This window comes from Duganella sp. S19_KUP01_CR8, assembly GCF_036688705.1.
Lineage (GTDB): Bacteria > Pseudomonadota > Gammaproteobacteria > Burkholderiales > Burkholderiaceae_D > Rugamonas.
Window position 1 is genome coordinate 33,130 of the sequence record NZ_JAQQPR010000030.1, and the last position, 25,550, is coordinate 58,679.

At 63.8% G+C, this 25,550-nt stretch carries 25 protein-coding genes and 3 tRNA genes; 24 read left to right on the plus strand and 4 right to left on the minus strand.

Translation table 11 applies throughout. From position 1 onward, the window contains the following. Positions 1-27: 27 nt before the first annotated feature. The 5 genes from V6M89_RS24870 (at position 28) to V6M89_RS24890 (ending at position 1,277) form a co-directional block, all read left to right on the plus strand. Entirely contained in the window at positions 28-255 is a 228-nt protein-coding gene (locus V6M89_RS24870; protein ID WP_332855719.1) for a hypothetical protein, read from the plus strand. Between the two features lie 191 nt (positions 256-446). Next, positions 447-523 (plus strand) — tRNA-Arg (locus V6M89_RS24875). Between the two features lie 136 nt (positions 524-659). Further along, positions 660-736: transfer RNA gene (locus tag V6M89_RS24880), tRNA-Arg, on the plus strand. A 142-nt stretch (positions 737-878) separates the two neighbouring features. Beyond that, positions 879-1,130: a hypothetical protein gene (locus V6M89_RS24885; RefSeq protein WP_332855720.1), complete on the plus strand. Its 252-nt coding sequence runs from the start codon at positions 879-881 to the stop codon at positions 1,128-1,130. Between the two features lie 70 nt (positions 1,131-1,200). After that, positions 1,201-1,277: transfer RNA gene (locus tag V6M89_RS24890), tRNA-Arg, on the plus strand. 47 nt (positions 1,278-1,324) lie between these two features. Here the strand turns inward: V6M89_RS24890 and V6M89_RS24895 are convergent. Further along, the gene (locus V6M89_RS24895) at positions 1,325-1,525 is read right to left on the minus strand and encodes an entry exclusion lipoprotein TrbK (protein WP_332855721.1); all 201 of its coding nucleotides are present in this window, start codon (positions 1,523-1,525) and stop codon (positions 1,325-1,327) included. An 82-nt stretch (positions 1,526-1,607) separates the two neighbouring features. Between V6M89_RS24895 and V6M89_RS24900 the strand changes: the two genes are divergently transcribed. The 13 genes from V6M89_RS24900 to V6M89_RS24960 all read left to right on the plus strand — a co-directional run bounded on the left by V6M89_RS24900 (position 1,608) and on the right by V6M89_RS24960 (position 15,095). Next, on the plus strand, positions 1,608-2,756 hold the full coding sequence (locus V6M89_RS24900) for an alpha-hydroxy acid oxidase (protein WP_332855722.1): 1,149 nt from the start codon (positions 1,608-1,610) through the stop codon (positions 2,754-2,756). Next, positions 2,753-3,631, plus strand: a complete 879-nt coding sequence (locus tag V6M89_RS24905; RefSeq protein ID WP_332855723.1) for a class I SAM-dependent methyltransferase — start codon at positions 2,753-2,755, stop codon at positions 3,629-3,631. The genes V6M89_RS24900 and V6M89_RS24905 overlap by 4 nt, the downstream gene beginning before the upstream one ends. Positions 3,632-3,787: 156 nt before the next feature. Then, positions 3,788-3,925, plus strand: coding sequence for a hypothetical protein (locus V6M89_RS24910; RefSeq protein ID WP_158567992.1), 138 nt, complete (start codon positions 3,788-3,790; stop codon positions 3,923-3,925). 94 nt (positions 3,926-4,019) lie between these two features. Beyond that, on the plus strand, positions 4,020-5,003 hold the full coding sequence (locus V6M89_RS24915) for a TOMM precursor leader peptide-binding protein (RefSeq protein WP_332855724.1): 984 nt from the start codon (positions 4,020-4,022) through the stop codon (positions 5,001-5,003). Positions 5,004-5,006: 3 nt separating this feature from the next. Continuing rightward, the gene (locus tag V6M89_RS24920) at positions 5,007-6,338 is read left to right on the plus strand and encodes a YcaO-like family protein (protein ID WP_332855725.1); all 1,332 of its coding nucleotides are present in this window, start codon (positions 5,007-5,009) and stop codon (positions 6,336-6,338) included. A 12-nt stretch (positions 6,339-6,350) separates the two neighbouring features. Beyond that, a complete protein-coding gene (locus V6M89_RS24925; protein ID WP_332855726.1) occupies positions 6,351-7,199 on the plus strand; it encodes a SagB/ThcOx family dehydrogenase in 849 nt (282 codons plus the stop codon). Then, positions 7,196-9,565 (plus strand): ABC transporter ATP-binding protein, encoded by a 2,370-nt coding sequence (locus tag V6M89_RS24930; RefSeq protein ID WP_332855727.1) that lies wholly within the window; start codon positions 7,196-7,198, stop codon positions 9,563-9,565. The genes V6M89_RS24925 and V6M89_RS24930 overlap by 4 nt, the downstream gene beginning before the upstream one ends. Continuing rightward, positions 9,562-10,674, plus strand: a complete 1,113-nt coding sequence (locus V6M89_RS24935; RefSeq protein WP_332855728.1) for an ABC transporter permease — start codon at positions 9,562-9,564, stop codon at positions 10,672-10,674. The genes V6M89_RS24930 and V6M89_RS24935 overlap by 4 nt, the downstream gene beginning before the upstream one ends. A gap of 14 nt (positions 10,675-10,688) precedes the next feature. Next, entirely contained in the window at positions 10,689-11,216 is a 528-nt protein-coding gene (locus tag V6M89_RS24940; RefSeq protein WP_332855729.1) for a DUF2141 domain-containing protein, read from the plus strand. After that, positions 11,216-11,890 (plus strand): ABC transporter ATP-binding protein, encoded by a 675-nt coding sequence (locus tag V6M89_RS24945; protein WP_332855730.1) that lies wholly within the window; start codon positions 11,216-11,218, stop codon positions 11,888-11,890. Before V6M89_RS24940 ends, V6M89_RS24945 begins: the two co-directional genes overlap by 1 nt. Beyond that, positions 11,887-13,119, plus strand: a complete 1,233-nt coding sequence (locus tag V6M89_RS24950; RefSeq protein ID WP_332855731.1) for an ABC transporter permease — start codon at positions 11,887-11,889, stop codon at positions 13,117-13,119. Before V6M89_RS24945 ends, V6M89_RS24950 begins: the two co-directional genes overlap by 4 nt. A 9-nt stretch (positions 13,120-13,128) precedes the next feature. Next, a complete protein-coding gene (locus tag V6M89_RS24955; RefSeq protein WP_332855732.1) occupies positions 13,129-13,863 on the plus strand; it encodes an outer membrane lipoprotein-sorting protein in 735 nt (244 codons plus the stop codon). Further along, positions 13,860-15,095 (plus strand): hypothetical protein, encoded by a 1,236-nt coding sequence (locus V6M89_RS24960; protein WP_332855733.1) that lies wholly within the window; start codon positions 13,860-13,862, stop codon positions 15,093-15,095. Before V6M89_RS24955 ends, V6M89_RS24960 begins: the two co-directional genes overlap by 4 nt. A 56-nt stretch (positions 15,096-15,151) precedes the next feature. On the opposite strand, the gene V6M89_RS24965 is transcribed toward V6M89_RS24960, so the two are convergent. Continuing rightward, positions 15,152-15,535, minus strand: a complete 384-nt coding sequence (locus tag V6M89_RS24965; RefSeq protein ID WP_332855734.1) for a DUF3592 domain-containing protein — start codon at positions 15,533-15,535, stop codon at positions 15,152-15,154. A 43-nt stretch (positions 15,536-15,578) separates the two neighbouring features. Here V6M89_RS24965 and V6M89_RS24970 point away from each other — a divergent pair, with 43 nt between their 5' ends. Further along, positions 15,579-16,265, plus strand: coding sequence for an SDR family NAD(P)-dependent oxidoreductase (locus tag V6M89_RS24970; RefSeq protein ID WP_332855735.1), 687 nt, complete (start codon positions 15,579-15,581; stop codon positions 16,263-16,265). Positions 16,266-16,268: 3 nt separating this feature from the next. On the opposite strand, the gene V6M89_RS24975 is transcribed toward V6M89_RS24970, so the two are convergent. Beyond that, positions 16,269-17,240 carry a D-2-hydroxyacid dehydrogenase gene (locus V6M89_RS24975; protein ID WP_332855736.1) on the minus strand — a complete coding sequence of 324 codons (972 nt, stop codon included), beginning with the start codon at positions 17,238-17,240 and terminating at the stop codon, positions 16,269-16,271. Beyond that, the gene (locus tag V6M89_RS24980) at positions 17,237-18,193 is read right to left on the minus strand and encodes a LysR family transcriptional regulator (protein WP_332855737.1); all 957 of its coding nucleotides are present in this window, start codon (positions 18,191-18,193) and stop codon (positions 17,237-17,239) included. Before V6M89_RS24980 ends, V6M89_RS24975 begins: the two co-directional genes overlap by 4 nt. A gap of 125 nt (positions 18,194-18,318) precedes the next feature. Here V6M89_RS24980 and V6M89_RS24985 point away from each other — a divergent pair, with 125 nt between their 5' ends. The 5 genes from V6M89_RS24985 (at position 18,319) to V6M89_RS25005 (ending at position 25,487) form a co-directional block, all read left to right on the plus strand. Next, positions 18,319-18,528: a hypothetical protein gene (locus V6M89_RS24985; RefSeq protein ID WP_332855738.1), complete on the plus strand. Its 210-nt coding sequence runs from the start codon at positions 18,319-18,321 to the stop codon at positions 18,526-18,528. Next, positions 18,525-19,391 carry an alpha/beta hydrolase gene (locus V6M89_RS24990; protein ID WP_332855739.1) on the plus strand — a complete coding sequence of 289 codons (867 nt, stop codon included), beginning with the start codon at positions 18,525-18,527 and terminating at the stop codon, positions 19,389-19,391. The genes V6M89_RS24985 and V6M89_RS24990 overlap by 4 nt, the downstream gene beginning before the upstream one ends. A 143-nt stretch (positions 19,392-19,534) precedes the next feature. Next, positions 19,535-20,779, plus strand: coding sequence for an efflux RND transporter periplasmic adaptor subunit (locus tag V6M89_RS24995; protein ID WP_332855740.1), 1,245 nt, complete (start codon positions 19,535-19,537; stop codon positions 20,777-20,779). A 6-nt stretch (positions 20,780-20,785) separates the two neighbouring features. Next, the gene (locus V6M89_RS25000) at positions 20,786-23,974 is read left to right on the plus strand and encodes an efflux RND transporter permease subunit (RefSeq protein ID WP_332855741.1); all 3,189 of its coding nucleotides are present in this window, start codon (positions 20,786-20,788) and stop codon (positions 23,972-23,974) included. A gap of 13 nt (positions 23,975-23,987) precedes the next feature. Continuing rightward, a complete protein-coding gene (locus V6M89_RS25005) occupies positions 23,988-25,487 on the plus strand; it encodes an efflux transporter outer membrane subunit (RefSeq protein ID WP_332855742.1) in 1,500 nt (499 codons plus the stop codon). Positions 25,488-25,550 lie beyond the last annotated feature (63 nt).

A 25,550-nucleotide genomic window follows, 5' to 3' on the forward strand; every position in this document is an offset into this window, starting at 1 on the left:
GGCGCAGTGCCGCAATTTGGAGGCGCCATGGCGACTGTGGTGAAGCACAGAAAGATTAACATTGTTGTATTGGAACAAAACGAACAGATATCGGACCAGTGCCGGCAGGGCGATATCGCCATCGTGACCGACCCTGCCGGCTGGTGGATCAAGTTTGTCGGCGAGGGCGGCCATGTCGATTGCTACGGCGTACCCTACGCGTCCTACAATGAAGCATTGTGGTCGGCCAAGGCGGCGGCCGAATTCGGCACCTGACAGAGAGTGCTGGACAAGCCGGTGGAGTGTCCCTATAATGCTGCTTCTTTCGAACGGCATGCCGGTTGAAGGAGATGCAGCAAAGCAGTTTGCAGGGTTGGTTGATTCGGTGTTTCGTACGCTTGACCAACTAAACGATAGAAAATATCGAACTTTGCAAAACGAAATTAATGCTTTATAATGTTGCTTAAGCGGCTGTAGCTCAGCTGGATAGAGTACTTGGCTACGAACCAAGGGGTCGTGGGTTCAATTCCTGCCAGCCGCACCAAAATTCGTGAGTGAAAGGGCCTGAAGAGCAATCTTCGGGCCCTTTTGCTATTAGTGTAAGACCTTGAAACGGATTGCAAAATTTCTTCAAGGAATTCTTCGCCAAACAAGAAAACGCTGTTATAATCTTGTTTTTCGCGGCTGTAGCTCAGCTGGATAGAGTACTTGGCTACGAACCAAGGGGTCGTGGGTTCAATTCCTGCCAGCCGCACCAAAATTCGTAAGTAGAAAGGCCTGAAGAGTGATCTTCAGGCCTTTTTTCTTTGCGCCAGCCTTTCGCCGCCGTCTGTGTACGGCAGCGCACGATGCAACCCCGCAATTGTCGCTATCCTGTCTCAAACAGCCAGGAGAAGACAATGACCACCGCACACGCCACCAGTTTCACCTTCATGGAAAGCCAGATCGAAGCTTCCGCCTATAACAAGGAAGGGCGGTGGCTGCCCGAATACCGCGTCCTGAAACATGCCGACGACGCCACGCCGCTGACGCGGCCCGAAATCCTCGGCTTTGTCGATCGCGAAACGGCGGTATTGATGGCTGTGGAATATGGCAGCTACGAAATCCGCTGCCGGGAATACGAAGCGAAATATGCCCGCGTGCACCACTGAGCAGCGCACCGGAAAAAAGTCGCCGTTGCCCTTCTTGATTTGAGTTTCCCCTGCTATAATGTTGTCTTTCGCGGCTGTAGCTCAGCTGGATAGAGTACTTGGCTACGAACCAAGGGGTCGTGGGTTCAATTCCTGCCAGCCGCACCAAAATTCGTAAGACGAAAGGCCTGAAGAGTGATCTTCAGGCCTTTTTTCTATTTGCGCGCGGCTTTATCGCACTGGGCGGAGAGGATGGAGCGCTCCATCGCGTCGCCGACGCCGCGGATGTATTCCGGCGTGCAGGTCGCGGCGCTGACCGCCACCGGCTGCACCTGCCGGGTGAGGCTGCGATAGCCGAACACGCCGAGCAGGGCGGCCGCGGCCAGCGTGATGAGGACGTTGGTTTTGGATTTCAAAAATCATTCCTTATTTGATAGTACTTCCATCATACATGGCCTCCGTGCGATGATTGTTCGATCATCGTCCTGAGGAGCGTGCATGACCATCATCACCACCATCGAAGACCTGCGTGTCTTGGCCCAGAAGCGCGTGCCGCGCATGTTCTACGATTACGCTGATGCCGGTTCGTGGACCGAGTCAACCTACCGCGCCAATGTCGACGATTTCCAGACCATCAAATTCCGCCAGCGCGTGGCCGTCAACCTGGAGAACCGCACGCTGAAAAGCACCATGGTCGGGCAGGACGTGGCGATGCCGGTGGCGCTGGCGCCGACCGGCCTGACCGGCATGCAGCACGCCGACGGCGAGATCCTCGCCGCCAAGGCCGCGGAAAAATTCGGCGTGCCGTTCACCTTGTCCACCATGAGTATCTGCTCGATCGAAGACATCGCCGCCAACACCAGCAAGCCGTTCTGGTTCCAGCTGTACGTGATGAAGGACCGCGAATTCATCAACCGCCTGATCGACCGCGCCAAGGCCGCGCGCTGCTCGGCGCTGGTGCTGACGCTGGACTTGCAGGTGCTGGGCCAGCGCCACAAGGACTTGCGCAACGGCCTGTCGGCGCCGCCCAAGCTGACCATCGCCAATATCGTCAACATGGCGACCAAGCCGCGCTGGGTGCTGGGCATGCTGGGCACCAGGCGCCGCGGCTTCGGCAACATCGTCGGCCATGCGTCGTCGGTGTCGGACATGTCGTCGCTGTCGGCGTGGACCAGCCAGCAGTTCGACCTGAGCCTGTCGTGGAAAGACGTCGAGTGGATCAAGCAGCGCTGGGGCGGCAAGCTGATTATCAAGGGCATCATGGACGCGGAAGATGCGCGGCTGGCGGTGGAAAGCGGCGCCGATGCGCTGATCGTCTCCAACCACGGCGGCCGCCAATTGGACGGCGCGCAGTCGTCGATCGGCGCGCTGTCGGCCATCGTCGACGCGGTCGGCGGGCAGATCGAAATCCATATGGACGGCGGCGTGCGCTCCGGCCAGGACGTGATCAAGGCGCTGGCGCTGGGTGCCAAGGGCGTCTACATCGGCCGTCCCTTCCTGTACGGCCTGGGAGCGATGGGTGAGCAGGGCGTCAGCAAATGCCTGGACATCATCCGCAACGAGCTGGATCTGACGATGGCCTTCTGCGGCCTGCGCGACATCACCAGGGTCGATAAAAACATCCTGCTGCCGGGTAGCTTTAAATGAAGCAGGCCAGTAGCGGCAAGGGTTTGTTGCAACAGGGCGTAGCCAGCCGCAGCGCGCTGATGGTGGCCATGCTGCGCGCCGCGCACCAGTTGCTCGATACGCCGCTGGTGTTCGACGATCCGCTGGCCTTGTCCGTCATCGGCCCTGACCACGAGGCGACGGTGCGCGCCGCGCCGGAGAAGTTCGACACCGGCGTGGTCCGCGTGCTGCGCGCCGCGATGGCCGTGCGCAGCCGCTTCGCCGAGGACGAACTGGCACAGGCGCTGCGCGACGGCGTGCGCCAGTACGTGCTGCTGGGCGCGGGCCTCGATACCTACGCCTACCGCAATCCGGTGGCCGACCTGCGCGTGTTCGAGGTCGATCATCCGGCCACCCAGCGCTGGAAGCGCAGCTTCCTGGAGCAGGCCGGCGTCGCCGCGCCGGCGTCGATGAGCTACGTGCCGGTCGATTTCGAACGCGACGACTTGGCCGAGGCGCTGACCGCCGCCGGCTGCCGCCTGGACCAGCCGGTGTTCTTTTCCTGGCTGGGCGTGACCCTGTACCTGACCAACGACGCCGTGTTCGACACGCTGGCCTTTGTCGCCGGCCTGCCGCCCGGCAGCGGCATCGTGTTCGACTACGGCGTGGTGCCGGAGCTGCTCAACCCGATGGAACGCATGGGCATGGCCTACTTCGCCAAGAAGTACGAGGCCGAAGGCGAACCGTGGATTTCCTTCTTCGCACCCGAGGTGCTGGCCTGCGAACTGCGCGCGCTCGGCTTCGGCGACGTGTCCGACCATGGCGCCGACCAGCTGCGCCTACGCTATCTTGCAAGCCGCAACGACGGCCTGCAGCTGGGTGGCGGCACGCGCCTGATGCGGGCGCATGTCAAATGAATTTGCTTGAATTAGAGTTAATGTTCTAGTACTGTTGTATTTAAAGTCACTCCTTTCTGTGCGGCAATCGTCGCATGCTAATCTCGATTTCGGCGACTCCTTATGCGCAAAACGCATGAGGGGTGTGCCTTTCATTCACTTCATGAGGAAAAAGAAATGGAAATCCTGATCGACACGACCTTCATCTCGATTACCGATTCGACCGAATCGGAATATCTGCACGACGACATGAGCGGCGCCCTGGCTGACGTCAGCGTCTCTTGCTGCACCTGCTCCTGCTCCTGCTGCTGCTAATTGCCAGCTGGGGGGGGCGGGATGGCGCTGCTGGTTGCTGCGCCGTCCCGCCTTTCCGGAGGTTGGATGAATGTTCTGACGATAGGTCTTCACAATGAATGAGTCTCTTTACGTATCGCCGCTGGCGGAAATCACCACGCTGGGCGAGGACAAAATAGCCATGTCCGTGGTCGGCCGCCGCTTCACGGTCGAGGACAAGGTCGGTATGCTCAAGAGCATCCTGGACCAGGCCGCGCAGGGCGTGCAACTGGCCGCGCTGACCGAGGCGATGGCCGACAGCTTCCCGCCCGAGGCGGTCGAAGCGGCCATCACGGCGCTGGTCAACGCCCGGGTGCTGGTGCGCGACGACGCCCGCGCCGGCGGCGACGCCACCCACCAGCATCTGCAGCACCGGCGCGAACTCGACGCGCTGATCCCGCGCGACCAACTGGCCGCCTACGACCGCGCCAACTGGCTGCTGGTGCTGGCCGGCGAGGGCGCCTGCGCCGACGCGCTGGCCGAGGCGCTGGCCGAGATGAGCGTGCCGCTGCAGCGCATCGGCCGCGATGGCGAGCTGCCGCCGGCCGACGCCATCGGCGACAAACGCGCGCTGTTGCTGGTCTGCTCCGATTTCGAGGACTTCGCGTCCTTCCGCGCGATGAACGCCAAGGCGGTCGAACGCGGCCTGGCCAGCCTGTACCTGGGCATAGACTGGAGCACGGTGCAGTGCGGCCCGCTGGTGATGCCCAAGGCGACCGCCTGCTACGAATGCTATTTCCACCGGGTGCGCAGCACGCGCAAGTTCGTCGCCGAATTCGACGTGCGCAGCAAGCCGGAAAACATCTTGTACCACGCGCTGCCGAGCAAGCTGGCGATCCAGTTCGGCGTGGCCGAGGCGTCGCGCCTGGTGCTGCAATACCTGAGCGGCACGCTGGACGACCTGCATCACAGCGTCTTCAGCGAGATCGACAGCCTGAGCGGCGAGACGCATCGCAGCCGCATCCTGCGCCTGCCGCGTTGCGCGTGTTGCGGCAACGCCAGCACGGCGCGGCCGGTCGGCACCGTGTTCCAGCAATCGCTGCTGCGTCGCCGGGCCTAAGCCATGGAGCGATTATCCGACGCAGCGCGCCTGGCGCTGATCCACGAAGCCCTGGTGCACCGCCGCCACGGCATCATCACCACGCTGCTGGAAGAGACCGAGCATCCCGATGCGCGCGGCCTGTTCGTCTTCAATGCGCTGATGGTCGACGTCAAGGCGATGATGATCGATCCGTCGCGCGCCAAGCCGAACAACCCGACCAGCGATCGCGCCAGCCTGGCCGGGTCCGGCGCGGCGTTCGACCGTACTTCTGCATTGTGGGCGGCGTTCGGCGAAGCGATCGAGCGCTACTCGGCGGCCGTGCATTTCGACGACCAGCTGCATTACGCCAGCCAGGCCGAATTGGGCGCGGCGGCGGTGGGGCTGGAGCGGTTTGTGTTGTTCTCGCCGGAGCAGTATGCGGCCGAGGGCTTTGAATTCTCCGCGCCCGATGCCGACGTCACCCGCGCCTGGGCTGCCGCGACCGATCTGTGCGACCCGGAGCGCGCATGCTATGTGCCGGCGCAGATGGTCTACCTCGGCATGCAGGTGAAGAACCAGCGCGAGATCGTATTCCAGTCTTCCTCGACCGGCCTGGCGTGCGGCATGGACGAACAACGCGCCATCCTGAGCGGCTTGTGCGAAGTGATCGAACGCGACGCCTTCGCTGCGATGTGGCAGATGCGTTACGCGCCGCGCCGGCTGGAAGTCGGCCCTGAAGCGCGGGCGGCTTTGCTGCCTGGCGTGCAGCGCGCGCTGGAGCATCCGTCGCTGGACGTGCGGCTGTGGGACATCACCACCGATGTCGGCCTGCCCGTGGTGCTGTGCCTGGCGCGCAGCCGCAACGACGGCACCATGTCGCTGGGCGCCAGCGCGCAATTGGGCGTCGGCCAGGCGATCAACAAGGCGGTGATCGAAGCGCTGCACGGCTATTGCTGGGCGAGTTCCATCCTCGGCGCAGGTACGCCGCTGCCGGAGCGCGCCGCCATCCGCAATCCGGGCGATCACTTCGCCTATTTCCTGGAGCCGTCGCGCCAGCAGGCGATGGACTTCCTGTTCGCGAACACACTCACCATCGACAGCGGCGACGCCTCCCTGCATCAACTGGCGACGCTGGACGATTTGCTGGCGCGCCTGCGCGCGATGGGTTTGCCGGCGCTGGCGGTTGACGTCACCTCGGAGGATATCGCCAGCCTGGGTTTCTGCGTGGTGCGCTCGCTGATCCCTGGCCTGCATCCGCTGCTGTTCGGCGACGGCATGTTGAGCCGCGACGAGCGTCGCCTGCGCCAGATCGCCCGCCACTGGGGGCTGGCCGAGGTGCCGCCGCCGAATACCGATCCTCACCCTTTCCCTTGATGCGGACTTCACATGAACCATAGTTTGCAAGAACTGCTGCCGCCGCAGGCCATGGCGGGCGATTTCGACATCGACGACCCGGCCGAGATCCTGCACGAGCAGACCAAGTTCCATCGCGCCACGCTGGCGGGGCAGGTCAAGAACATCGTCCGCTACCTGCGGCATCCGGCATTTATCGCGCGCGGCGCGGCGGGCTACAACGTGTTTGCCTCCTGTCCGAAGATAGACCTGCCGGAGCCTGACCTGGCGCTGGGCGAACTGGCGGCGGCGATGGCGGGGCGCAGTAGCGCGCGCGGCTTCGCGCCGGCGCTTAGCCTGCGCGAGGTATCGAGCCTGCTGCACCACGCGGTGCGCGTGAATCGCTATCGCAGCAGCGACGCCGCGCCGCACGTCAAGCTGGCGTTCCGCGCCTACCCATCGCCGGGCGGCCTGTATCCGACCGAGTTTTACTTCTTCCTGAACCAGGTCGAAGGTATCGCGCCGTGCATCGCCCACTACGATGCGCGCGAGCACTGTCTGCGGGTGTTGAAGCCGCAGGACGGCGACGCCTTCGGCAGCGCCGAGGTGCGCGGTGGCGAGCAGTCGATCAAGGCGCCGCTGGTGTGCGTGATGACCAGCGTGCCGCAGCGCGCCACCGCCAAGTACGGCGCGCGTGGCTACCGCATGGCTCTGCTGGAAGCGGGCCACGCGTCACAGAACCTGTGCCTGGCGGCGCAGGGCCTGGGCATGGGATCGCTGGTCTACGGCGCCTACTACGACGACGAACTGGCGGCGCTGCTCGATATCGACGGCGTGACCGAGACCGTGGTGTCGGTCATGCTGCTGGGCCGCGAGGCACCGCAGGAGAGCGTCAAGCCATGAACGATAACGCCATCCGTGTGCTGGGCGATGCAGTGACTGCGGTGCCTGCGGCGCTTGCGGCCGGAGCCAGCCTGCGACAGGGCGCGTTCGCGTTGCTGCGTCACGCTGCGGCGGGCGATCGCGATGCCGCGCTGGCGGAACTGGATCAGCTGTTTGCGCTGCGCGGCCGCTTCCACGCCTATCCGCTGTTGCTTGATATGGTGGTGGGCAAGCAGGCCTGGTATCCGAGCGGATCGCTGTTCGTGCTGGACGCCGCGCCGTTGCCGCCGGTATTGCAATCCCACTTCGAAGAGGCGATCGCTTGCTGCGCCGGCTTCCTGGCGCTGCCAGCGCCGTGCATCCTGCTGCAATGCCGCGCCGAGAGCCGCGACCTGCACCTGACGATGGAGAGCTTTCCCGGACTTGCTGTGCTGCGCCTGTCCACTCTGTCGCCGGGTTATCCGGACGATCTGCGCGCGGTGCAGTTTCACGAGGTGGCGCATTGCTTCCTGACTTGCGGTGTGCGGCTGCTGGACGAGGGGCTGGCGCACTTCTTCGCCAGCCGCCACGCGGGCGCCGCGCTGCCGGCGGCGAATATGGATCTGCTGCCGCCGATGCGCACGCTGTTGAGCCGCAGCGCCGACAGCATGTTTGGCGAAAGCGTGGACAGCGATCTGGCGGTGTACAAGTCGGCCTGCCGCGTCGGCGCCGATTTGCTCGAAGCGATTTACGCGCTGGGCGGGGCGGGGCGCATCACGCGCCTGTTCGCCGCCGTGGCGCGGGCTGGTTCGGAAGCCCAGATTGTGCGTCTGGTGGAAGAGGCCAGTGGACAGAATTTTCCCGCCGTCGCCCGTAGCGGCGGGCCAAGTGCCGAACAGGCCGCGCTGATCGAACGCGCGCGCCAGGCCGTCTTCACCGCGTGGATCAACAAGAATCCGGCGGATCTGGAGGAGGCCATCGCCTCGCTGGAAGCGGACGAAATCTATGTGGAACCTGCACTGCTCGACAGCCTGCTCGGCGCGCGCATCAACCGGGCGCTATTGCAGGTCAATTTCGCGACCGCGCCGACGGTCGATGAACTGGCGCAGCTGGACATGCTGCTCAAGGCCGGGGAATGCCTGCCGCAAGGACGACTGTGGCTGTGGCGCGGCACGCACGCGATCCTGATGATTTTGCTGGCTCGGCCCAACATCATCAAGGTCGCCAGCGCCGGCCAGCAGGCGATCAACGCCTTCCACAAGGCCGTGCAGCTGATACCGAACGATCCCGATCTGCTGGTGCAGCACGCATCGCTGCTGCTGCACGCGCCGCCCGCGTACGGCGGCGACCGCGATCTTGGCGTGAGCAAGCTGCGACAGGCGATGCTGGACCCGGTCTATCGCGAGCACGCGCGGCAGGTCTTGCTGGAATACGGCATCGAGACGCCGGCGCAGGAGGCTGTCGCGGCAGCTGTGGAGCATGCGCCGGACGCGCCGGCACCCGCACCCGCACCGGCGCTGCTGGAACTGAGCGGCGTGGAGCTGCGCCTGTCGTCCTCCTTCACGCTGCGCCCTGGCGCGCTGACGGTGCGTCGCGGCGAGCGCGTGGCCTTCATCGGCCGCAACGGCAGCGGCAAATCAATGCTGATGGAAACCCTGCTGGGGTTGCGCCGGCCCGATCGCGGCACTGTCGCACTGCACCTGGGCGACCCACGCGACGCGGCCACACGCCAGCGCATCGGCGGTCTGCTGCAAGGCTACGACCTGCCAGGCCAGACCAAGGTACGCGAGATGATGGCGCTGCACCAGGCCATGTACCACCGCACCGACGCCGCAGTCACCCGCGCACTGGGACTGGACGAGCTGCGCGACCGATTCTGGCAGCAGCTGTCGCGCGGCCAGAAGCAACGCGTGATGCTGTGGATGGCCCTGGCCCATGTGCCGGAGCTCGCGATTCTCGACGAACCATCGCTGGGACTGGACGAATGGTTCGCCCGCGCGCTGCGCGAACTGCTTGCAACCTTGCCGGTGACGCTGCTGGTGATCTCGCACGCGCCGTCCGACCTGCTCGGCATGGACCGCATCTGCTGCCTCGATGATGGCCGCATCATTGCCGAGGGCACGCTGGCGTCACTGATGGCGCAACGAGTCGGCCAGTTCAAAGGCGCGCTGCGGCAAACCCTGTCGGATGCGGCGTTGCAGGCCCTGCACGCGCTGCCTGGACTGGTGCAAGTGCCGCGTGAACGCGACGGCGCCTGGGAACTGTTCGGCGGCGCCGGTTTCGACCAGGCCTTCCGCCAGTTTATCGAACAACAGCGTATCGGTGCATTCAGCCTGGAACCCGTGTCGGTCGAGGACTTCCTCGCCGACGTCACCCAAATCGCGCCCACAACGGGGCTGTCATCATGAAGATACTTCTGCATCTGGTCAAAGCCGATCTGGCCATGTTCTTGCGCGGGAAGCTGGCGTTGTTCTGGACCTTCGCCTTCCCCTTGCTGATGCTGGTCATGCAGATGGCCTTGTTCGGCCAGGACGTCAAGCTCGGCCCCGTGTCGCTGGCGATCGTCGATCTCGATCGCAGCACCGAGAGCGGTTCGTACCTGCGGCAATTGCAGGCCGGCCTGCGCCAGCAGCACAGCGTGGACTTCGCTCTCGTGACGACACCCGCTGACGGCGCGGTAGCGCAGGCCGATTTCGTGCTGACGATACCGGCCGGTTTCGCCGCCAACGTCGCCGCCGGCCGCACCACGGACATCGCACTGCGCGGCGGCCATGGCGCGGGCGCCGCGTTCGACGCGGCCTACGGCCTGCTGCGCGGCTACAGCGACGCCTACAACCTGAACGGCCTGAATGCGCCGCCGCGCGTGGCCCTGCCGCCGCCACCGCCAGCCGCCGAACAGACGCTGGACTACCGCCTGTTCCTCGTCACCGGCCTGGCCGGCATGGTGATACTGTCCACCAGTTTGATGGGCTTTGCCGGACCGCTGGTGGCCGCGCGCGAAGGCGGCATGTTCCGCATGTACCAGCTGTTCCCGATGCCAACCGGCGTCGTGGTGGCCGCGTGGTGCATATCGCGATTGCTGATCGTGCTGGCGGCCAGCCTGGCGATGTTCCTTGCCGCGTGGGCGATCTACGGTGTGCGCATCAGCGCCGACGGCATGCAGGTCGCCGCCGCCATCGCCATGCTGGCGCTGGGCGCTGGCGCATTCCTGGCGCTGGGATTGTTGATCGCTGCGATGACCAACAGTGTGGCCGCCGCCACCATGTTCTGCAACCTGCTGTATTTCCCGCTGCTGTTTTCGGGTAATCTCATGGTCCCATTGGGCGGCCTGCCCACGCTGGCGCGCGAAGTGCTGGACTGCCTGCCGCTGAACGCGATGATGTCGAGCATACGCCGTGGCCTGACTGGCGGCATGGGGTGGAGCACGGATATCTACAGCGTGGCTTTGCTGTCGGTGATGCTGATAGCCTGCCTGGCGCTGTCGGCGCGGCGTTTCACATGGATGCCGCGCTCCTGAAAAAGAGACATGACATGAACGAACAAAATCGATCAAGAGTGCAGGGGAGCGAAGACACGCGCAGCAGGTTGCGCCGCCTCCCGCTTATCGCCACCATGAGCATCGTCGCCTGCGTGGGCGTGGTGCTGTCCTTGCTGCTGTCGCGGGCGCCGCAGGCGGCTTCGGTACAAGCGCCGTCGCCCTCGGCCGGCGCCAGTGTCACCATCAAATTGAGCGGCGTCGCCGGCAGCAAAGGCATGGTCATGGCGGCCTTGTGCGACAAGGCGACCTTCCTCAAGCGCTGCCCATACATGCAGACGGTGGCCGCGTCGCCGGTCATCAACCTGAAGTTCGAAGGCATCAAGCCTGGCGTGTATGCGGCCATGCTGTTCCACGACGAGAACGGCAACGGTGAATTCGACCGCTCGCCCAACGGCATGCCGCTGGAAGGTTATGCGTTCTCGCGTAACGCCAGGGGCCATTACGGGCCGCCGTCCTTCGAGGATGCTGCGGTGGAAGTCAAGGCCGGCAAAGCGGCGCTCGATATCGACATGGTCTACTGATGGCGGCCATTCTGGAAGTTGACGCGGTATCGAAGCACTATCTGCGCGGCGATGAGCGCATCGTGGCGCTGGACCGGGTGTCGTTCCGCATCGATCACCCCAGCGTAACGGCCATCGCCGGGCCATCGGGCAGCGGCAAGAGCACTTTGCTCGGCATGCTGGCGCGCTTCGACCGGCCGGACAGCGGCAGCATCAGCGTCGACGGCGAACGGCTGGACCAGATCGCGGAACCGCAGCTGGACCAGTACCGCAACCGCAAGCTCGGTTTCGTGTTCCAGCAATTCAATCTGGTCGGAACGTTGACGGCGCAGGAAAATGTGGAACTGGCGCTGGCGCCGCAGAAACTGGCGCCGGCAGAGCGCAGCCGGCGCGCCATCGAAGCGCTGCAGATGGTCGGCATGGATCATCGCCTTAAACACGAACCGTCCGAGCTGTCGGGCGGGCAGCAGCAGCGCGTCGCTATCGCGCGGGCGCTGGTCAATCGTCCCAGCCTGGTGATCGCCGACGAGCCGACCGGTAATCTGGACGGCAAGACCGCGCAGCAGCTGCTGGAACTGATCGGCAACCTGAATCGCCAGGTCGGCACCACCTTTGTCATCGCCACCCACGATCAGCGGGTGATGGACATGGCGCACAGCGTGGTGCGGCTGGCGGACGGAAGGCAGGTCGCATGAAGCAATGGCTGATACTCGCGCTGCGCAACGTGCGCCGCAATGGACGGCGCTCCCTTCTGCTGGGCGGTACGATAGGCGTCGGCACGCTGGCGTTGCTGCTGTTTGTGGCGTACATCGCGGCCTCTCTGGATGGCCTGCGCGAGAGCACCATCCGCAGCGGTCTGGGACACGCGCAACTGGCCAGCGTCGGCCAATTTGACGGCTACGCCGAGCAGCAGCTGCAATATGGATTGGACCTGCCGGCGCTGGCGCAGGTGGAAACGCTGTTGGCGCAGGAGCCGCAAGTGCGCCGCGTGGTCCCGCGCCTGCTGTTTGCGGGCTTGGTGTCGAACGGCGCGCGCACGCTCAACTTCGAGGGGAGCGGCGTGATGCCGGACCGCGAGCGCCAGGCGTTCGGCGCCTTCCAGACTTTGGCTGCCGGTGTTTCGCTGAGCGCGAAGCCGGCCGGCCGCTATCAGGTCCTGATCGGCAAGGAGATGGCGCGGCGCCTGGCGGTCAAGCCCGGCGAGTCGATCACGTTGATGACCACCACCGTCAGCGGCAGCGTCAACGCGATGGATCTGGAGGTAGTGGGGCTGGTGGCGACCGGCGTTCCGCAGACCGATTTGTACCTGCTGCAAATGCCGCTCGAGACGGCGCAGGAACTACTGCGCACGACCAAGGTATCCAGTGTCGCGGTGCTCTACCAGGACACGGCGCAGGCCGACGCCGTATCAACGCGTTTGCGTGCGGCCATGAGCAGCACGCATGTCGAGCTGCGCACCTGGCAGGCGCTGGCGCCCTTGTATTCGCAGGTGCTGGCCTTGTACCGCAATCAGTTCCTGGTGTTCGGCGTTGTGATCTGCATTATCGTCTTCCTCGGCGTGGCGGCGATGACGCTGACCACCATCTATGAGCGGGGCAGGGAGATCGGCACCATGCGCGCGATGGGCATAGGCCACGCGCAAGTGCGGCGTCTGTTCGTCATGGAGGGCATGCTGCAAGGCGTGTTTGGCGCATGCGCCGGCGCGCTGTTGGCGTTCATCGCCATCCTGCTGATCAACGCTGCGCATATCGAACTGGCGCCACCGCCCGGGCGCAACGCCGGCGTGCTGCTGCAAATGCTGTGGGTACCGTCGTACAGCGCCGCCATCGTCTGCGCCTTGCCGCTGGTGGCGATGCTGGCCGCGTGGACGATTAGCCGCCGCATCGGCCGCATGCCGATCATGTCATCTCTTTCCATACAGTGAGCCAGCTTCATGCCATTTCAATTTGACCGTATCCGCTGGCTTGCGAGCTGCATCATCCTGGTCGCCGTTCCGGCGATGGCCGCGCCGCCTGCGACGGAGATCCTGCGGCAGGTGGACCGCTACCGCATGCCGTTCGATAGCTTCGAGGCGGCGGTGCGCATCGTGCCGTTCCAGAACGGGCAGGAGCAGGAACCTGGCACCTACGTCATACGCGGCGCAAATCACAATCAGGTGCTGGTGGAGGCGACCAGCATCGATCAGCGTGGCCAGAAATTCCTGACCACCGATGCAGGAATCTTCTTCTACGCGCCCCGCACCCGGCGCGCGATTCGATTGACGCCGCTGCAAACACTGCGCGGCAAAGCGTCGATCGGAGACCTGGCCCGCATCAGTTTTACGACCGACTATGACGCCGTGACAATGGAAGCGCCGCCTGCATCCTGCACTGGCGACTGCATCGCGCTGGCTTTGAGCAGCAAGAGCGAGGCGGCCACTTACACGCGGATTACGCTGTTGGTGACGAAACAGCGCGGCCAGTACGTGCCGTTGAAGGCGATGTTGTACGTCGCCAGCGGCAAACTGCTGAAGGTGGCCGAATTCGACGCTGCCACCGGCGGTCTGCCGCCAGTCACCCGCTACTTCGATCCGCAGGCGCCGGCCGAGCAAACGCGCGTGGCGTACGAGAAGATCAAGGCGATGGAATTCTCAGCCAGCACCTTCAACCCGCGTACCCTGGAACAATGAGCGTGCGCCGGTCGGTATTGATGGCGGGGCTGCTGCTGTGCGGCGGCGCGCAGGCGGACGAGGACTGGCTGGGCGGCTTTGCGCTGGCCAGCCAGGAAGCTACGCGCTTGCAAGCAACGCCGCTCAACGACGATAACTTCCTGGCGATACCGAAGAAGAAAACCACGTTGGCAGGCCTGCTCGAAGGCCGCTTCCATGACCTGACCTGGCGCGCGCGTTTCGAAGTCCGGCACAGCGATATCGATGGGCAGCGCAGCGCTTCGTCGGCGACGTTGCAAGAGCTGAACCGCGTATTCCAACTGACGCCGGCGGTGACGCTATCGCTCGGCAAGCGCTTGTATGCGCTCGATCCATCCTTCGTCAATCAGCCGCTGGGCTTCCTGCAAAAACGCACGGACCTGAGCGACCCGCTGGATGAACTGGGCCAGTCCGAAGGGCTGCCGATGGCGGTGCTGGGCTGGACCGGCTCCCAGGCCAGCCTGACGGCGATCTACAGCAAGGACGCAGCGCGGCACGCGGATGGTTACAACCGTGGTGTCGAACAATCCATCATCAAATTTGGCTATGAGTTTGAGCGTTTGAGCGCCAGCGTGCTGTTGCGACGCGCCAGCGGGGAATCCAGCGGCATCGGCGCGACGCTGAGCGGAGCAGTGGGGGAGCGGCTGTCCTGGTACGGATCGGCTTACAGCGCGCGCGGTACGCAGCGTCCCATCGCAGGCGCCGTGCTGTCCGGCGGCGACGGCACCGCACCAGCCTTCCAGCGCAGCGACGACGGCCGGCGCTACCAGCGCGCTACGGTCGGCCTGACCTACACCTTGCCGGACCTGCCCAAACTCCAACTTGAATATGCCTACGATGGTCGCGGCATGTCCGACGGCCAGTTTGACCGCTGGCTGGCGCTAATCGATCGCAATCAAACCTTGCCGCTGCCGGACAGCGCACGCAAAGGCGTGCAGGCGCAGGCCGCGCAGATGCTGGTCAGCCAGGGCGCGCGCCAGCGCTATGTCAGCATCTCGCTAGGCCAGACAGTAGGTTACTGGGAGCTAGGCGGTGGTATTTATGCCGGCCAAGACGACCGCAGCGCCGTCTGGCATGGCACGGCCGATTACCACTACTCTCCGCGCACCACGCTGATGCTGTCGGCACTGCACCAAACAGGAGACGCGCGTTCCGAACGTGGCCTGTCTCCACTAGGTAGAGTGGTTGCTGTTCGAGTGCGTCACCTGTTTTAGCGTTTGTAATTGTTGAGAGCGTGTCCGAATGTCAGACTTGACCCCCGGTTCCGGTACTAGTTTATGGTGAACCAAGCGGCGGAAGCGAAGAGGAACGCGAAGACGGCGAGCACCCACAGACTGTTCCAATAGTCGAGGTGCACGTCCTGCGGATTGCTGCGGCGGTAGCGGATCGACACCTCGCTGCCCACCGCGTAATCGACCAACTCCTTGAAGCCGCCGGCTTCGTAGCTGCGGCCGTCCACCTCGTAGCGGATAGCGATCAGGTGATGGCGATTGACGTAGCCCTCCGAATCCTCGTTCTGGTGTAGGGCGGCAGTGGTGACGGTGGCTGTGCCGCGCCGGCTCAGGCACAGGAAGGCCAGCTTGTAGGCCAAGCCAAGCAGCAGAAGGCCTGCAAGCGGAATCAGTATCATGGCAAATTGGTGTAAAATATTCATTTAAAATACTCTATTCTTTTAAATAAGTAAAAGTCTATAAAAAATGAAAGCAATTATCACCGGCGGTAACCGAGGAATCGGGCTTGAAATATCGAAGAAGCTTTTAAGCAAGGGCTTTGAAGTGCATGTATTGTCTCGCTCCGGCGTTTCCGACGCCATGAATGGATTAACCTCGTGGACAGCAGACGTTTCTGACTACGAACAGGCGCTGCGGATTGTCGAGAAGATCGGGACGCCAGACGTCTTCATCAACAACGCGGGAATGATGAACGCGAAGACGGCAAGCGATTACGACAGCGAGGCAATTCTCCACATGCTCAACATGAACCTGATCTCCGCCGTGCGCCTGAGCGTACATGTGGCGGAACGGATGGCGAGCAAGGGCGGTGGTCGCATCGTCAGCATGGGTTCGATTGCTGGCGAAATCGGTCATCCGGATATTTGGTACGGCGTTTCCAAGGCGGGCCTCATGAATGCAATGCGTTCGCTCGCGCGAACCTACGGCGCAAGGGGCGTGATTGCCAACTCGGTCGCGCCGGGCCCCGTCGAAACGGACATGATGAAAAACATTCCGCAAGACAGAAAGGACCGCTTGAAGGCCGCGACCATAGGCCAGCGATTCTGCCTGGCGGAAGAGGTTGCGGAAACGGTCAGCTGGCTTGCAACCGACGCACCGGCGTTCATTAACGGTGACGTTATCGATATGAACAACGGCACCAATTATCGATAACGGTCAGCCAACCACGTTTCTGGGCGCGCCAGCCACCCACGCTTCGACATTGTCGATCAGCTGATCCACCAGCACCTGCATCGCCTGCGAGCTGGCCCAGGCCGAATGCGGCGTCAGGATGAAGTTCGGCAGCCGCAGGTTGAGCAGCACGTTGTCCTCCGGCGGCGGCTCCTTCACCAGCACGTCGAAGCCGGCGCCGGCGATCACGCCGCTGCGCAGCGCATCGGCCAACGCCGTCTCGTCCACCAGGCCGCCGCGCGCGGTGTTGATCAGCAGGGCGTTGCGCTTCATGCGGATCAGCTCTTTCGCGCTGATCATATTGCGCGTCTTGTCGTTCAGCGGCAGGTGCAGGCTGATGATGTCCGAGGTTTCCAGCACTTCGTCAAAGCCTGCTTCGCGCACGCCGTCGGCCTTGGCGTCCGGCAGCGGCGAGCGCGTATGCACGATCACCTCCATGCCGAACGCGCGCGCGATCTGCGCCACCGAGCGTCCCAGCGCGCCGTAGCCAAACAGGCCCAGACGGCTGCCCGCCAGGTCGGAAATCGGATGGCCGAACAGGCAGAAGCGGTCGGACTTCTGCCACAAGCCGGCCTCGATATCGGCGCGGTAGGCCACCAGCTGCCGGCGCAGCGCCAATATCAATGCGAAGGTGTGCTCGGGTAGCGTATGCACCGCGTAGTTGCGGATGTTGGAGACGACGATGCCGCGCTCGCGGCAGGCCGCCAGGTCGACGATGTCGGTACCGGTGGCGGCCACCGCGATCATCTTCAGGTCCGGCAGCTGCGCCAGCTCGGCCGCGCGCAACGGCACCTTGTTGGTGATGGCGATGGTGGCGCGGGCATCGCGCAGGCGCTGCATGGCGTCGGCCGCCGCGGTGGCCGGATATTCGGTCCACTCATGCGCGAACGAAGGCTTGCGGATGTTGGCGATCACGCTGTCGCGGTCGAGGAAAACGATGCGGTGAATATCAGTCATAGTGCAACCTCAAATGGAATCGGGCGCGCCGGCGGCATAGCCTTCGGCAGGCGCATGCCCGGATGGTTGGAAAACAGTTCGGCGACCCATTCGACAAACACCCGCACCTTGGCCGACAGGTGGCGGTTCTGTGGATAGACCACGTGCACCGGCAGCGGATCGGTGCTCCAGTCGGCCAGCAGCTGCTCGAAGCGGCCGTCGTTGAGCATGGGCTCCATCATAAAGTTCGGCATCTGCACGATGCCCAGTCCCGCCAGGCCGGCCGCAATGTAGGCGTTGGTGTCGTTGACGGCGATGTGGCCGGGCAGGGCGACCTGTATCCGGTGGCCGTCGCGCGAAAAGTCCCAGTCGAACAGCTTGCCGGTGCGGGACGAAAAATAGTTCACGCAGCGGTGACGCATCAGCTCATCGGGATGCACCGGCCGGCCGTAGCTGTTCAGGTAACCCGGCGTGGCGCAGGTGACGAACTGCAGGATGCCCACGCGCCGCGCGATCAGGTTGGAATCGCCCAACACGCCGCCGCGCACCGCGCAGTCCACGCCTTCCTCGATCAAATCGATGGTGCGGTCGCTGCAGCCCAGCTCCAGCTGGATATCCGGGTAGCGCGTAAAAAAGTCGGGCAGGGCGGGGATCAGCACATCGCTGGCCAGACCGGTGGGCGCGTCCACCCGCAGCCGTCCGCTGGGGCTGAGCCGCGTGCGCGACAGCGATTCCTCGGCCTCGCGCACGTCCGACAGGATGCGCAGGCAGCGCTCATAATAGGCGGCGCCGTCGGCCGTCACGCTGACCTGGCGCGTGGTCCGGTGCAGCAGCTTGACCGACAGCGTCGCCTCCAGCGACTGGATCAGCGTGGAGACGGTGGCCTTGGGCAGTTGCATATTGTCGGCCGCGCGCGTGAAACCGCCGGCGTCGACCACCTGGACGAACACTTCCATTGCTTGCAGTTTATTCATCTATTCATCCCATTGTTCGGAATCCTGAACAATCAATTCGACATTGCAGTATTTATCAGATTGTAGATCAAGTCTATGATTGCTGTACTGCACCAAGAAAGTACAACGAGGGAAAGGGGTTCAACATGAAATATCGGAATGGAATTTTTGCAACGATCGCACTGGCGCTGACTTCGGTCGCGCTGGCGGGCGTGGTCTATACCGATGCCTACTCGCAGGCGGCCAAGGCCGAAGCGACCGGCGTTCGTGCCCTGACCGAGGCGGCCGCCGGCGAGACCTTCGCCTGCGCCGACACCGCCATGCTGTCCAGCCCATCGGATACGGTGCAGCGATGAGCGCAGCCGTCGAGCCATTGCCGCAGCTGTCGGAGCTGATCAAGGTCCGCTCCATGGAAGTGCGCGGCGCGGAAGGCCCGTTGGCCGCCCGCCTGTACACCAGCGGCGAGGCCGGCATCAAGCGCGACACCTTGATCGTGTTCTTCCACGCCGGCGGCTTCAATGGCGGCGACCTGGAGGATGCCGACATCTTCCTGCGCCACATGGCTGACGACAACCAGGGCAGCGCAGTACTGGCCACCGCCTACACGCTGGCGACGGTGCAGCCTTTCCCGGCCGCCGTCGAAGACGCCCACGCGGTGCTGATCTGGGCCAAGAAGAACAAGGCCAAGCTGGGCTGGACCGGCAAGCGCCTGGTGGTGGCTGGCATCGAAGCCGGCGCCAACCTGGCGGCGGTCTGCGCGCTGATGTCGCGCGACCGTGGCGGCCCGGCGCTGGCCGGCCAGGTGCTGGTCATGCCTATGCTGGATCCTGGCCTGAGCACCTGGTCGATGCGCGAGATGCAGAACGCGCCGGAGCTGCTGGACGTGGCCGACGCCTGCGCGGCGGCCTACCGCGGCTACCTGCCGAACGCCGCCGACCGTACCCATCCATACGCCTCGCCTTTGCAGTCGAGTCGTTTGAAGAACCTGCCGCCGGCACTGATCCTGTCGGCCGAAGACGACCCGCTGCGGGACGAAGCGGAACAATACGGTGCCAAATTGATCGCCTGCGGCGTCAAGACCACCGTCAATCGAATGCCACCGTCGCCCCTGAACGAAGCTGGGGCGCGCAACGAATGCGCGTGCAAGTGTTACGCGCTGGGAGAAATCGCCGGTTTCATCGCCGGCCTGGAACGGTCTGAGACACCGCCAGCCGAATAGGGTTCCCCAACCTTTAAGCAGTATCTGCAATCACGTCCCCACTGGCTTGCCGGCGGGGCGCTAGTACCGTGTTTTCTCGATTTTCGTTGAGGTAGCCGGTGCCGCCATTTCTATTAATTATTTTCATATAAAAGGGAATAAACATGAAAACCATTAAACAACTCACCGTCGTAGCCCGGCCGCTGGCCGCCGCTATGGCGCTGGCGGGACTGGCCGCTTTCGGCCTCTCCGGTTGCGAAGACGCTACCGGCAAGACGGCTGAAGCACCGGCTGCAGCCGGCGGTCCTCCGATTTCGGCCGCAGTGGTCGTCGAGAAAACCATCACCGAGACCCAGGAGTTCTCGGGCCGCCTGGAAGCGATCGAGCAAGTGCAGATCCGTCCGCGCGTCGGCGGCTTCATCACCGCCATCAACTTCAAGCCGGGCAGCGAAGTGAAGAAGGGCGAAGTCCTGTTCGTCATCGATCCACGTCCGTTCCAGGCTGAAGCCAACCGCGCCGAAGCGGCAGCCGGCTCGGCCCGCGCCAAGGCCGACCTGGCCAAGCTGGAGCTGGCCCGCGCCGAGAAACTGCTGGCCGACAAAGCCATCGCCCAGCGCGAATACGACGCCCTGGCGTCGAGCCTGAAGCAGCTGGACGCGGACACCCGCGCCGCGCAAGCGCAGTACGAAGCGGCCAAGCTGAACCTGAGCTACACCCAGGTGACGTCGCCGATCAACGGCCGCGTGTCGAAAGCGGAAATCACGCTGGGCAACCTGGTCGACGCTTCGGCGGTGCTGACGTCGGTGGTTTCGCTGGAGCGCATCTACGCCTCCTTCGACGGCGATGAAGAGACCTATCTGCGCGTCGGCGCCGCCGCCCACCAGGGCAAGCCGGCCACCGTCAAGATCGGCCTTGCCAACGAAACCGGCTTCCCGCACGAGGGCAAGCTGGAATTCGTCGACAACCAGCTCGATCCACGCAGCGGTTCGGTGCGCATGCGCGCCACCTTCACCAACACCGACGGCATGCTGGTGCCCGGCCTGTTCGCCCGCGTGCAGCTGGCCGGTTCCACCGGCGCCAAGTCGGCGCTGATGATCAACGACCGCGCCATCAGCACCGACCAGGACCGCAAGTTCGTGTTCGTGGTCGACAAGGACAACAAGGCCGAGTACCGCCCTGTGACCCTGGGACCTGCGATCGACGGCCTGCGCGTGGTGCGCGACGGTTTGAAGGCGGGCGAGAAGATCGTCGTCAACGGCCTGCAGCGGGTACGTCCCGGCGCGCCGATCACGCCGACCGTGGTCGCCATGGATTCCGATCCGCTGGCCGCCAACGTGGCGAAACCTGAAGTAAAAAAAGATGAAAAAGTAGCGGCGGTCGTTGCGAAGACCGGCACTTCCAAGGAATAAAAAAATATGAATATCTCTCGATTTTTTGTCGACAAGCCGATTTTTGCGGCTGTACTGTCGATCATTATCTTCGTCGCCGGCTTGATCGCCATCTTCAAGCTGCCGATCTCGGAGTACCCGGACGTGGTGCCGCCGTCGATCGTGGTGCGGGCCCAGTATCCGGGCGCGAATCCGAAGATCATCGCCGAAACCGTGGCCGCGCCGCTTGAGGAACAGATCAACGGCGTCGAGAACATGCTGTACATGTCCTCGCAAAACACCTCGGACGGCGCGCTGGCGCTGACCGTCACCTTCAAGATCGGCACCAACGTCGAGCAGGCCGAAACGCAAGTGCAGAACCGCGTCCAACGCGCGCTTCCGCGCCTGCCGGAAGAGGTGCGCCAGATCGGCGTGACGACCGTGAAGTCGTCGCCCAACCTGACCATGGTGGTCCACCTGCAATCGCCGAACGGCCGTTACGACGACCTGTATCTGCGTAACTACGCGGTGCTGAACATCAAGGACCAACTGGCCCGCCTGCCCGGCATGGGCGAGGTGCAGCTGTTCGGTTCGGGCGACTACGCGATGCGTGTATGGCTCGATCCACAGAAGGTGGCGCAGCGCGGCCTGACCGCCGGCGACGTCGTCGACGCGGTGCGCGAGCAGAACGTGCAGGTCGCCGCCGGTGTGATCGGCCAGGGCCCAAGCCAGGGCGCGGACTTCCAGCTGACCGTCAATACGCAAGGTCGTTTGAAGAGCCCGGAGGAATTCGGCAACATCATCCTCAAGACCAACGCCGACGGCGCGGTGACGCTGCTGAAGGATGTCGCCCGTCTTGAAATGGGTTCGAACTCGTACGCGCTCCGGTCCCTGCTGAACAACAAGTCGGCAGTGGCGATTCCTATTTTTGAAGCGCCGAACGCCAATGCGCTGCAACTGTCGACCGACGTTCGCGCGACCATGGCCCGCCTGTCGAAAGATTTCCCGGAAGGCGTCACGTACAGCGTTGTATATGACCCGACCCAATTCGTGCGCGAGTCGATCGACGCCGTGATCCACACCCTGATCGAAGCGGTCATCCTGGTGGCGCTGGTGGTGATCATCTTCCTGCAAACCTGGCGCGCCTCGCTGATCCCGCTGCTGGCGGTGCCGGTGTCGGTGGTCGGTACCTTCGCCGTGATGCTGGGCTTCGGCTTCTCGATCAACACGCTGTCGCTGTTCGGCCTGGTGCTGGCCATCGGTATCGTGGTCGATGACGCCATCGTGGTGGTGGAAAACGTCGAGCGGAATATCTCCAACGGCCTGACGCCGCATGACGCGACGATCCAGGCGATGAAAGAGGTGAGCGGTCCGATTATCGCCATCGCACTGGTACTGTGCGCCGTGTTCGTGCCGATCGCGTTTGTATCGGGCCTGTCCGGCCAGTTCTACAAGCAGTTCGCGCTGACCATCGCCATCTCGACCGTGATCTCGGCATTCAGTTCGCTGACCTTGGCTCCGGCCCTGGCCGCAACCCTGCTGCGCTCGCACGATGCACCGAAGGACGCGCTGACCCGCGGCATGGACAAGGTATTCGGTGGCTTCTTCAACTGGTTCAACCGCTTCTTCAACCGCGCTTCGGAGAACTACGAAGGCGGCGTGAAAGGCGCATTGAAACGCAAAGGCGGCTCGCTGATCGTGTACGCCGTGTTGGCGGTTGCCGCCGGCTTCATGTTCAAGGTGGTGCCTCCAGGTTTCGTGCCGCCGCAGGACAAGGGCTATCTGATCGGCTTCGCGCAATTGCCGGACGCCGCTTCGCTGGACCGTACCGACGCTGTGATCCGCAAGATGTCGGACATCGCCAAGGAAATTCCTGGCGTCGACAACTCGATCTCGTTCCCGGGCCTGTCGATCAATGGCTTCACCAACGCGCCTAACGCCGGTATCGTGTTTGTCGGCCTGAAACCGTTCGACCAGCGTACCAAGGCCAGCGAATCGGCCGAGGCGATCGCCGGCGAAATCAACAAGCGCATGGGCTCCATCGAAGGCGCCTTCGTGCTGGTGCTGTCGCCACCACCGGTCAGCGGCCTGGGTACCACCGGCGGCTTCAAGCTGATGATCGAGGACCGCGACAACCTGGGTTACGACGCCTTGTACAAGGCGGTGCAAGCGGTGCAGATGAAGGCATGGCAGAACCCGAAACTGGCCGGCGTCTTCTCGAGCTACCAGATCAACGTGCCGCAGCTGTTCGCCGACATCGACCGCGCCAAGGCCAAGCAATTGGGCGTGCCGCTGCAGACGATCTACCAGACCTTGCAGATCAATCTGGGTTCGCTGTATGTGAATGACTTCAACCAGTTTGGCCGTACCTACCAGGTGCGCGTCCAGGCGGACAAGCAGTTCCGTTCGCACGCTGAAGACATCGCCCAGCTGAAAGTCCGCAACAACAAGGGCGAGATGATCCCGCTGTCGTCGCTGATGCGCGTCAAGGACAGCTATGGTCCGGACCGCGTACAGCGCTACAACGCCTACGTCGCTGCTGAAATCAATGGCGGCGCCGCTCCTGGCGTATCGACCGGCGAAGCGCAGGCTGAAATGACCAAGATCGTCAACGAAGTCCTGCCGAAAGGTATCGGCTACGAATGGACCGAGCTGGTTTATCAGGACATCCTGTCCGGTAACACCATGATGTACGTGTTCCCGCTGTGCGTACTGCTGGTGTTCCTGGTGCTGGCAGCCCAGTACGAAAGCTGGACCCTGCCGCTGGCGGTGATCCTGATCGTGCCGATGTCGATCCTGTGCGCGCTGCTCGGCGTGAAGCTGACCCACGGCGACAACAACGTCTTTACGCAGATCGCGCTGTTCGTGCTGGTGGGCCTGGCCTCCAAGAACGCGATTCTGATCGTGGAGTTTGCACGCGAACTGGAACACCACGGCCGTACCATCGTCGAAGCGGCGCTGGAAGCATCCCGTCAGCGTCTGCGTCCGATCCTGATGACGTCGATCGCATTCATCATGGGCGTGCTGCCACTGGTGTTCTCGCACGGCGCCGGTTCGGAAATGCGTCATGCAATGGGTGTGGCGGTGTTTGCCGGCATGCTGGGCGTGACCTTCTTCGGCCTGTTCCTGACGCCGGTGTTCTACGTCCTGCTGCGCAAGCTGGCCGTACGCCTGGAGAAGAAGAAACCTGCCGTGGCCGGCGACGCCGCTGCGGTAAAACTGGAAGGGACTCACTAATATGAGCAACTCGATGAACAAACTGCAGATGATCGCCAAAGGTGTGGCGCCTGTATTGGCGGCCTTGCTGATGACCGCATGCGCTGCGCCGGAATTCAAGCAGCCTGCGATGGACGTGCCGGTCGCGTTCAAGGAATCGCAAGTGCCTGCGCCGGTGAAGGTCGCCGCCGACGGCAGCACCTGGAAACAGGCGCAAGCCGCCGAAGCGCAGCCGCGCGGCGAGTGGTGGCTGGCTTTCAACGATACGGCTCTCAATGAGCTGGTCGCCGAAGCCACCAAGGCCAACGCCAACCTGGCGGTGGCCGCGGCCCGCGTCAAGCAGGCCCGCGCCATCGCCGGCATCGCCGAGGCGGACCGCATTCCGCAGGTCGGCGTCAACGTCGGCGCGCAGCGCCAGCGCCAGTCCGACGTGGCGCTCGGCCTGCCGGCCGGTACGCCGGTCGCTCCGGGCAACGCCTTCAGCGCCAACCTGACGGCCAGCTACGAGGTCGACCTGTTCGGCCGCGTATCGTCGAACGTCAGCGCCGCCCGCAACGACGCCGCTTCCATGGAAGCGACTTACCGTTCGGTGCTGCTGTCGGTGCAGGCCGATGTGGCGCAGACTTACTTCCGTCTGCGCGCCACCGACGCCGAACTGGAAACGCTGAACCGCACGGTGCAAACCCGCGAAGAAAACGTCAAGGTCAACCAGCGTCGCTTCGACCTGGGCGACATCGGCGAATTCGACCTGTCGCGCGCCAAGACCGAGCTGGCCACGTCGCGTGCCGAAGCCATCGGCCTGCAACGCCAGCGCGTGACGACCGAGCATGCACTGGCGGTCCTGCTGGGCAAACCGGCGGCCAGCTACACGGCCGGCGCCAGCCCGCTGCTCGATACTTCGCTGCTGCCGGTGATCCCGGCGGGCTTGCCGTCGTCGCTGCTGGAGCGTCGTCCCGACATCGCTTCGGCGCAGCGCACGATGGAAGCGGCCAACGCCCGTATCGGCGTCGCCAAGTCGGCGATGTTCCCGGCGCTGACCTTGAACGCCAACGCCGGCGGCATTTCGAGCAATACCGTTGCCGACGTGTTCAAGTGGAGCAGTCGTTCGTGGGTGCTGGGCGCGCTGATGTCGATGCCGCTGATCGATGGTGGCCGCAACAAGGCCAATATCACGCGCAGCGAAGCGGCGCTTGAGGAATCGGTCGGCACCTATCGCCAGAGCGTGCTGGTGGCTTTCGCGGAAGTGGAAGACAACCTGGCGGGCCTGCGCATTCTGGCTGGCCAGACCGCGCAGATCGAAGATGCGGTAGTGTCGGCGCGCCGTTCCGCCGACCTGGCGCAGAAGCTGTATTCGGCCGGCCGTTCGAGCTACCTCGATCTGCTGGACGCGCAGCGCAACCTGGCGACGGTGGAACGCACCGCGGTGCAGTTGCGCGGCAATCGCGCAGTCACCACCGTGGCGCTGATCCGCGCCCTGGGCGGCGGCTGGGATGGCGCCAATGCCAATGCGGCAGCGAAGGTCGCGCAGCGATAAGCTGGATGACTAGTAAAAAAGCCTGTGCACGCGTGAGCGGCACAGGCTTTTTTTATGTGCGGT

Excerpts from the sequence above, each read along its gene's own strand:
- V6M89_RS24885 (WP_332855720.1), top strand. The coding sequence starts at position 879 with ATGACCACCGCACACGCCACCAGTTTCACCTTCATGGAAAGCCAGATC.
- V6M89_RS24980 (WP_332855737.1), bottom strand. The coding sequence starts at position 18,193 with ATGAATAAACTGCAAGCAATGGAAGTGTTCGTCCAGGTGGTCGACGCC.
- V6M89_RS24970 (WP_332855735.1), top strand. The coding sequence starts at position 15,579 with ATGAAAGCAATTATCACCGGCGGTAACCGAGGAATCGGGCTTGAAATA.
- V6M89_RS24905 (WP_332855723.1), top strand. The coding sequence starts at position 2,753 with ATGAAGCAGGCCAGTAGCGGCAAGGGTTTGTTGCAACAGGGCGTAGCC.
- V6M89_RS24915 (WP_332855724.1), top strand. The coding sequence starts at position 4,020 with ATGAATGAGTCTCTTTACGTATCGCCGCTGGCGGAAATCACCACGCTG.
- V6M89_RS24870 (WP_332855719.1), top strand. The coding sequence starts at position 28 with ATGGCGACTGTGGTGAAGCACAGAAAGATTAACATTGTTGTATTGGAA.
- V6M89_RS24910 (WP_158567992.1), top strand. The coding sequence starts at position 3,788 with ATGGAAATCCTGATCGACACGACCTTCATCTCGATTACCGATTCGACC.
- V6M89_RS24975 (WP_332855736.1), bottom strand. The coding sequence starts at position 17,240 with ATGACTGATATTCACCGCATCGTTTTCCTCGACCGCGACAGCGTGATC.
- V6M89_RS24965 (WP_332855734.1), bottom strand. The coding sequence starts at position 15,535 with ATGAATATTTTACACCAATTTGCCATGATACTGATTCCGCTTGCAGGC.
- V6M89_RS24945 (WP_332855730.1), top strand. The coding sequence starts at position 11,216 with ATGGCGGCCATTCTGGAAGTTGACGCGGTATCGAAGCACTATCTGCGC.
- V6M89_RS24935 (WP_332855728.1), top strand. The coding sequence starts at position 9,562 with ATGAAGATACTTCTGCATCTGGTCAAAGCCGATCTGGCCATGTTCTTG.
- V6M89_RS24900 (WP_332855722.1), top strand. The coding sequence starts at position 1,608 with ATGACCATCATCACCACCATCGAAGACCTGCGTGTCTTGGCCCAGAAG.
- V6M89_RS24985 (WP_332855738.1), top strand. The coding sequence starts at position 18,319 with ATGAAATATCGGAATGGAATTTTTGCAACGATCGCACTGGCGCTGACT.
- V6M89_RS24925 (WP_332855726.1), top strand. The coding sequence starts at position 6,351 with ATGAACCATAGTTTGCAAGAACTGCTGCCGCCGCAGGCCATGGCGGGC.
- V6M89_RS24995 (WP_332855740.1), top strand. The coding sequence starts at position 19,535 with ATGAAAACCATTAAACAACTCACCGTCGTAGCCCGGCCGCTGGCCGCC.
- V6M89_RS24950 (WP_332855731.1), top strand. The coding sequence starts at position 11,887 with ATGAAGCAATGGCTGATACTCGCGCTGCGCAACGTGCGCCGCAATGGA.
- V6M89_RS24990 (WP_332855739.1), top strand. The coding sequence starts at position 18,525 with ATGAGCGCAGCCGTCGAGCCATTGCCGCAGCTGTCGGAGCTGATCAAG.
- V6M89_RS24960 (WP_332855733.1), top strand. The coding sequence starts at position 13,860 with ATGAGCGTGCGCCGGTCGGTATTGATGGCGGGGCTGCTGCTGTGCGGC.
- V6M89_RS25000 (WP_332855741.1), top strand. The coding sequence starts at position 20,786 with ATGAATATCTCTCGATTTTTTGTCGACAAGCCGATTTTTGCGGCTGTA.
- V6M89_RS24930 (WP_332855727.1), top strand. The coding sequence starts at position 7,196 with ATGAACGATAACGCCATCCGTGTGCTGGGCGATGCAGTGACTGCGGTG.
- V6M89_RS25005 (WP_332855742.1), top strand. The coding sequence starts at position 23,988 with ATGAACAAACTGCAGATGATCGCCAAAGGTGTGGCGCCTGTATTGGCG.
- V6M89_RS24940 (WP_332855729.1), top strand. The coding sequence starts at position 10,689 with ATGAACGAACAAAATCGATCAAGAGTGCAGGGGAGCGAAGACACGCGC.
- V6M89_RS24920 (WP_332855725.1), top strand. The coding sequence starts at position 5,007 with ATGGAGCGATTATCCGACGCAGCGCGCCTGGCGCTGATCCACGAAGCC.
- V6M89_RS24955 (WP_332855732.1), top strand. The coding sequence starts at position 13,129 with ATGCCATTTCAATTTGACCGTATCCGCTGGCTTGCGAGCTGCATCATC.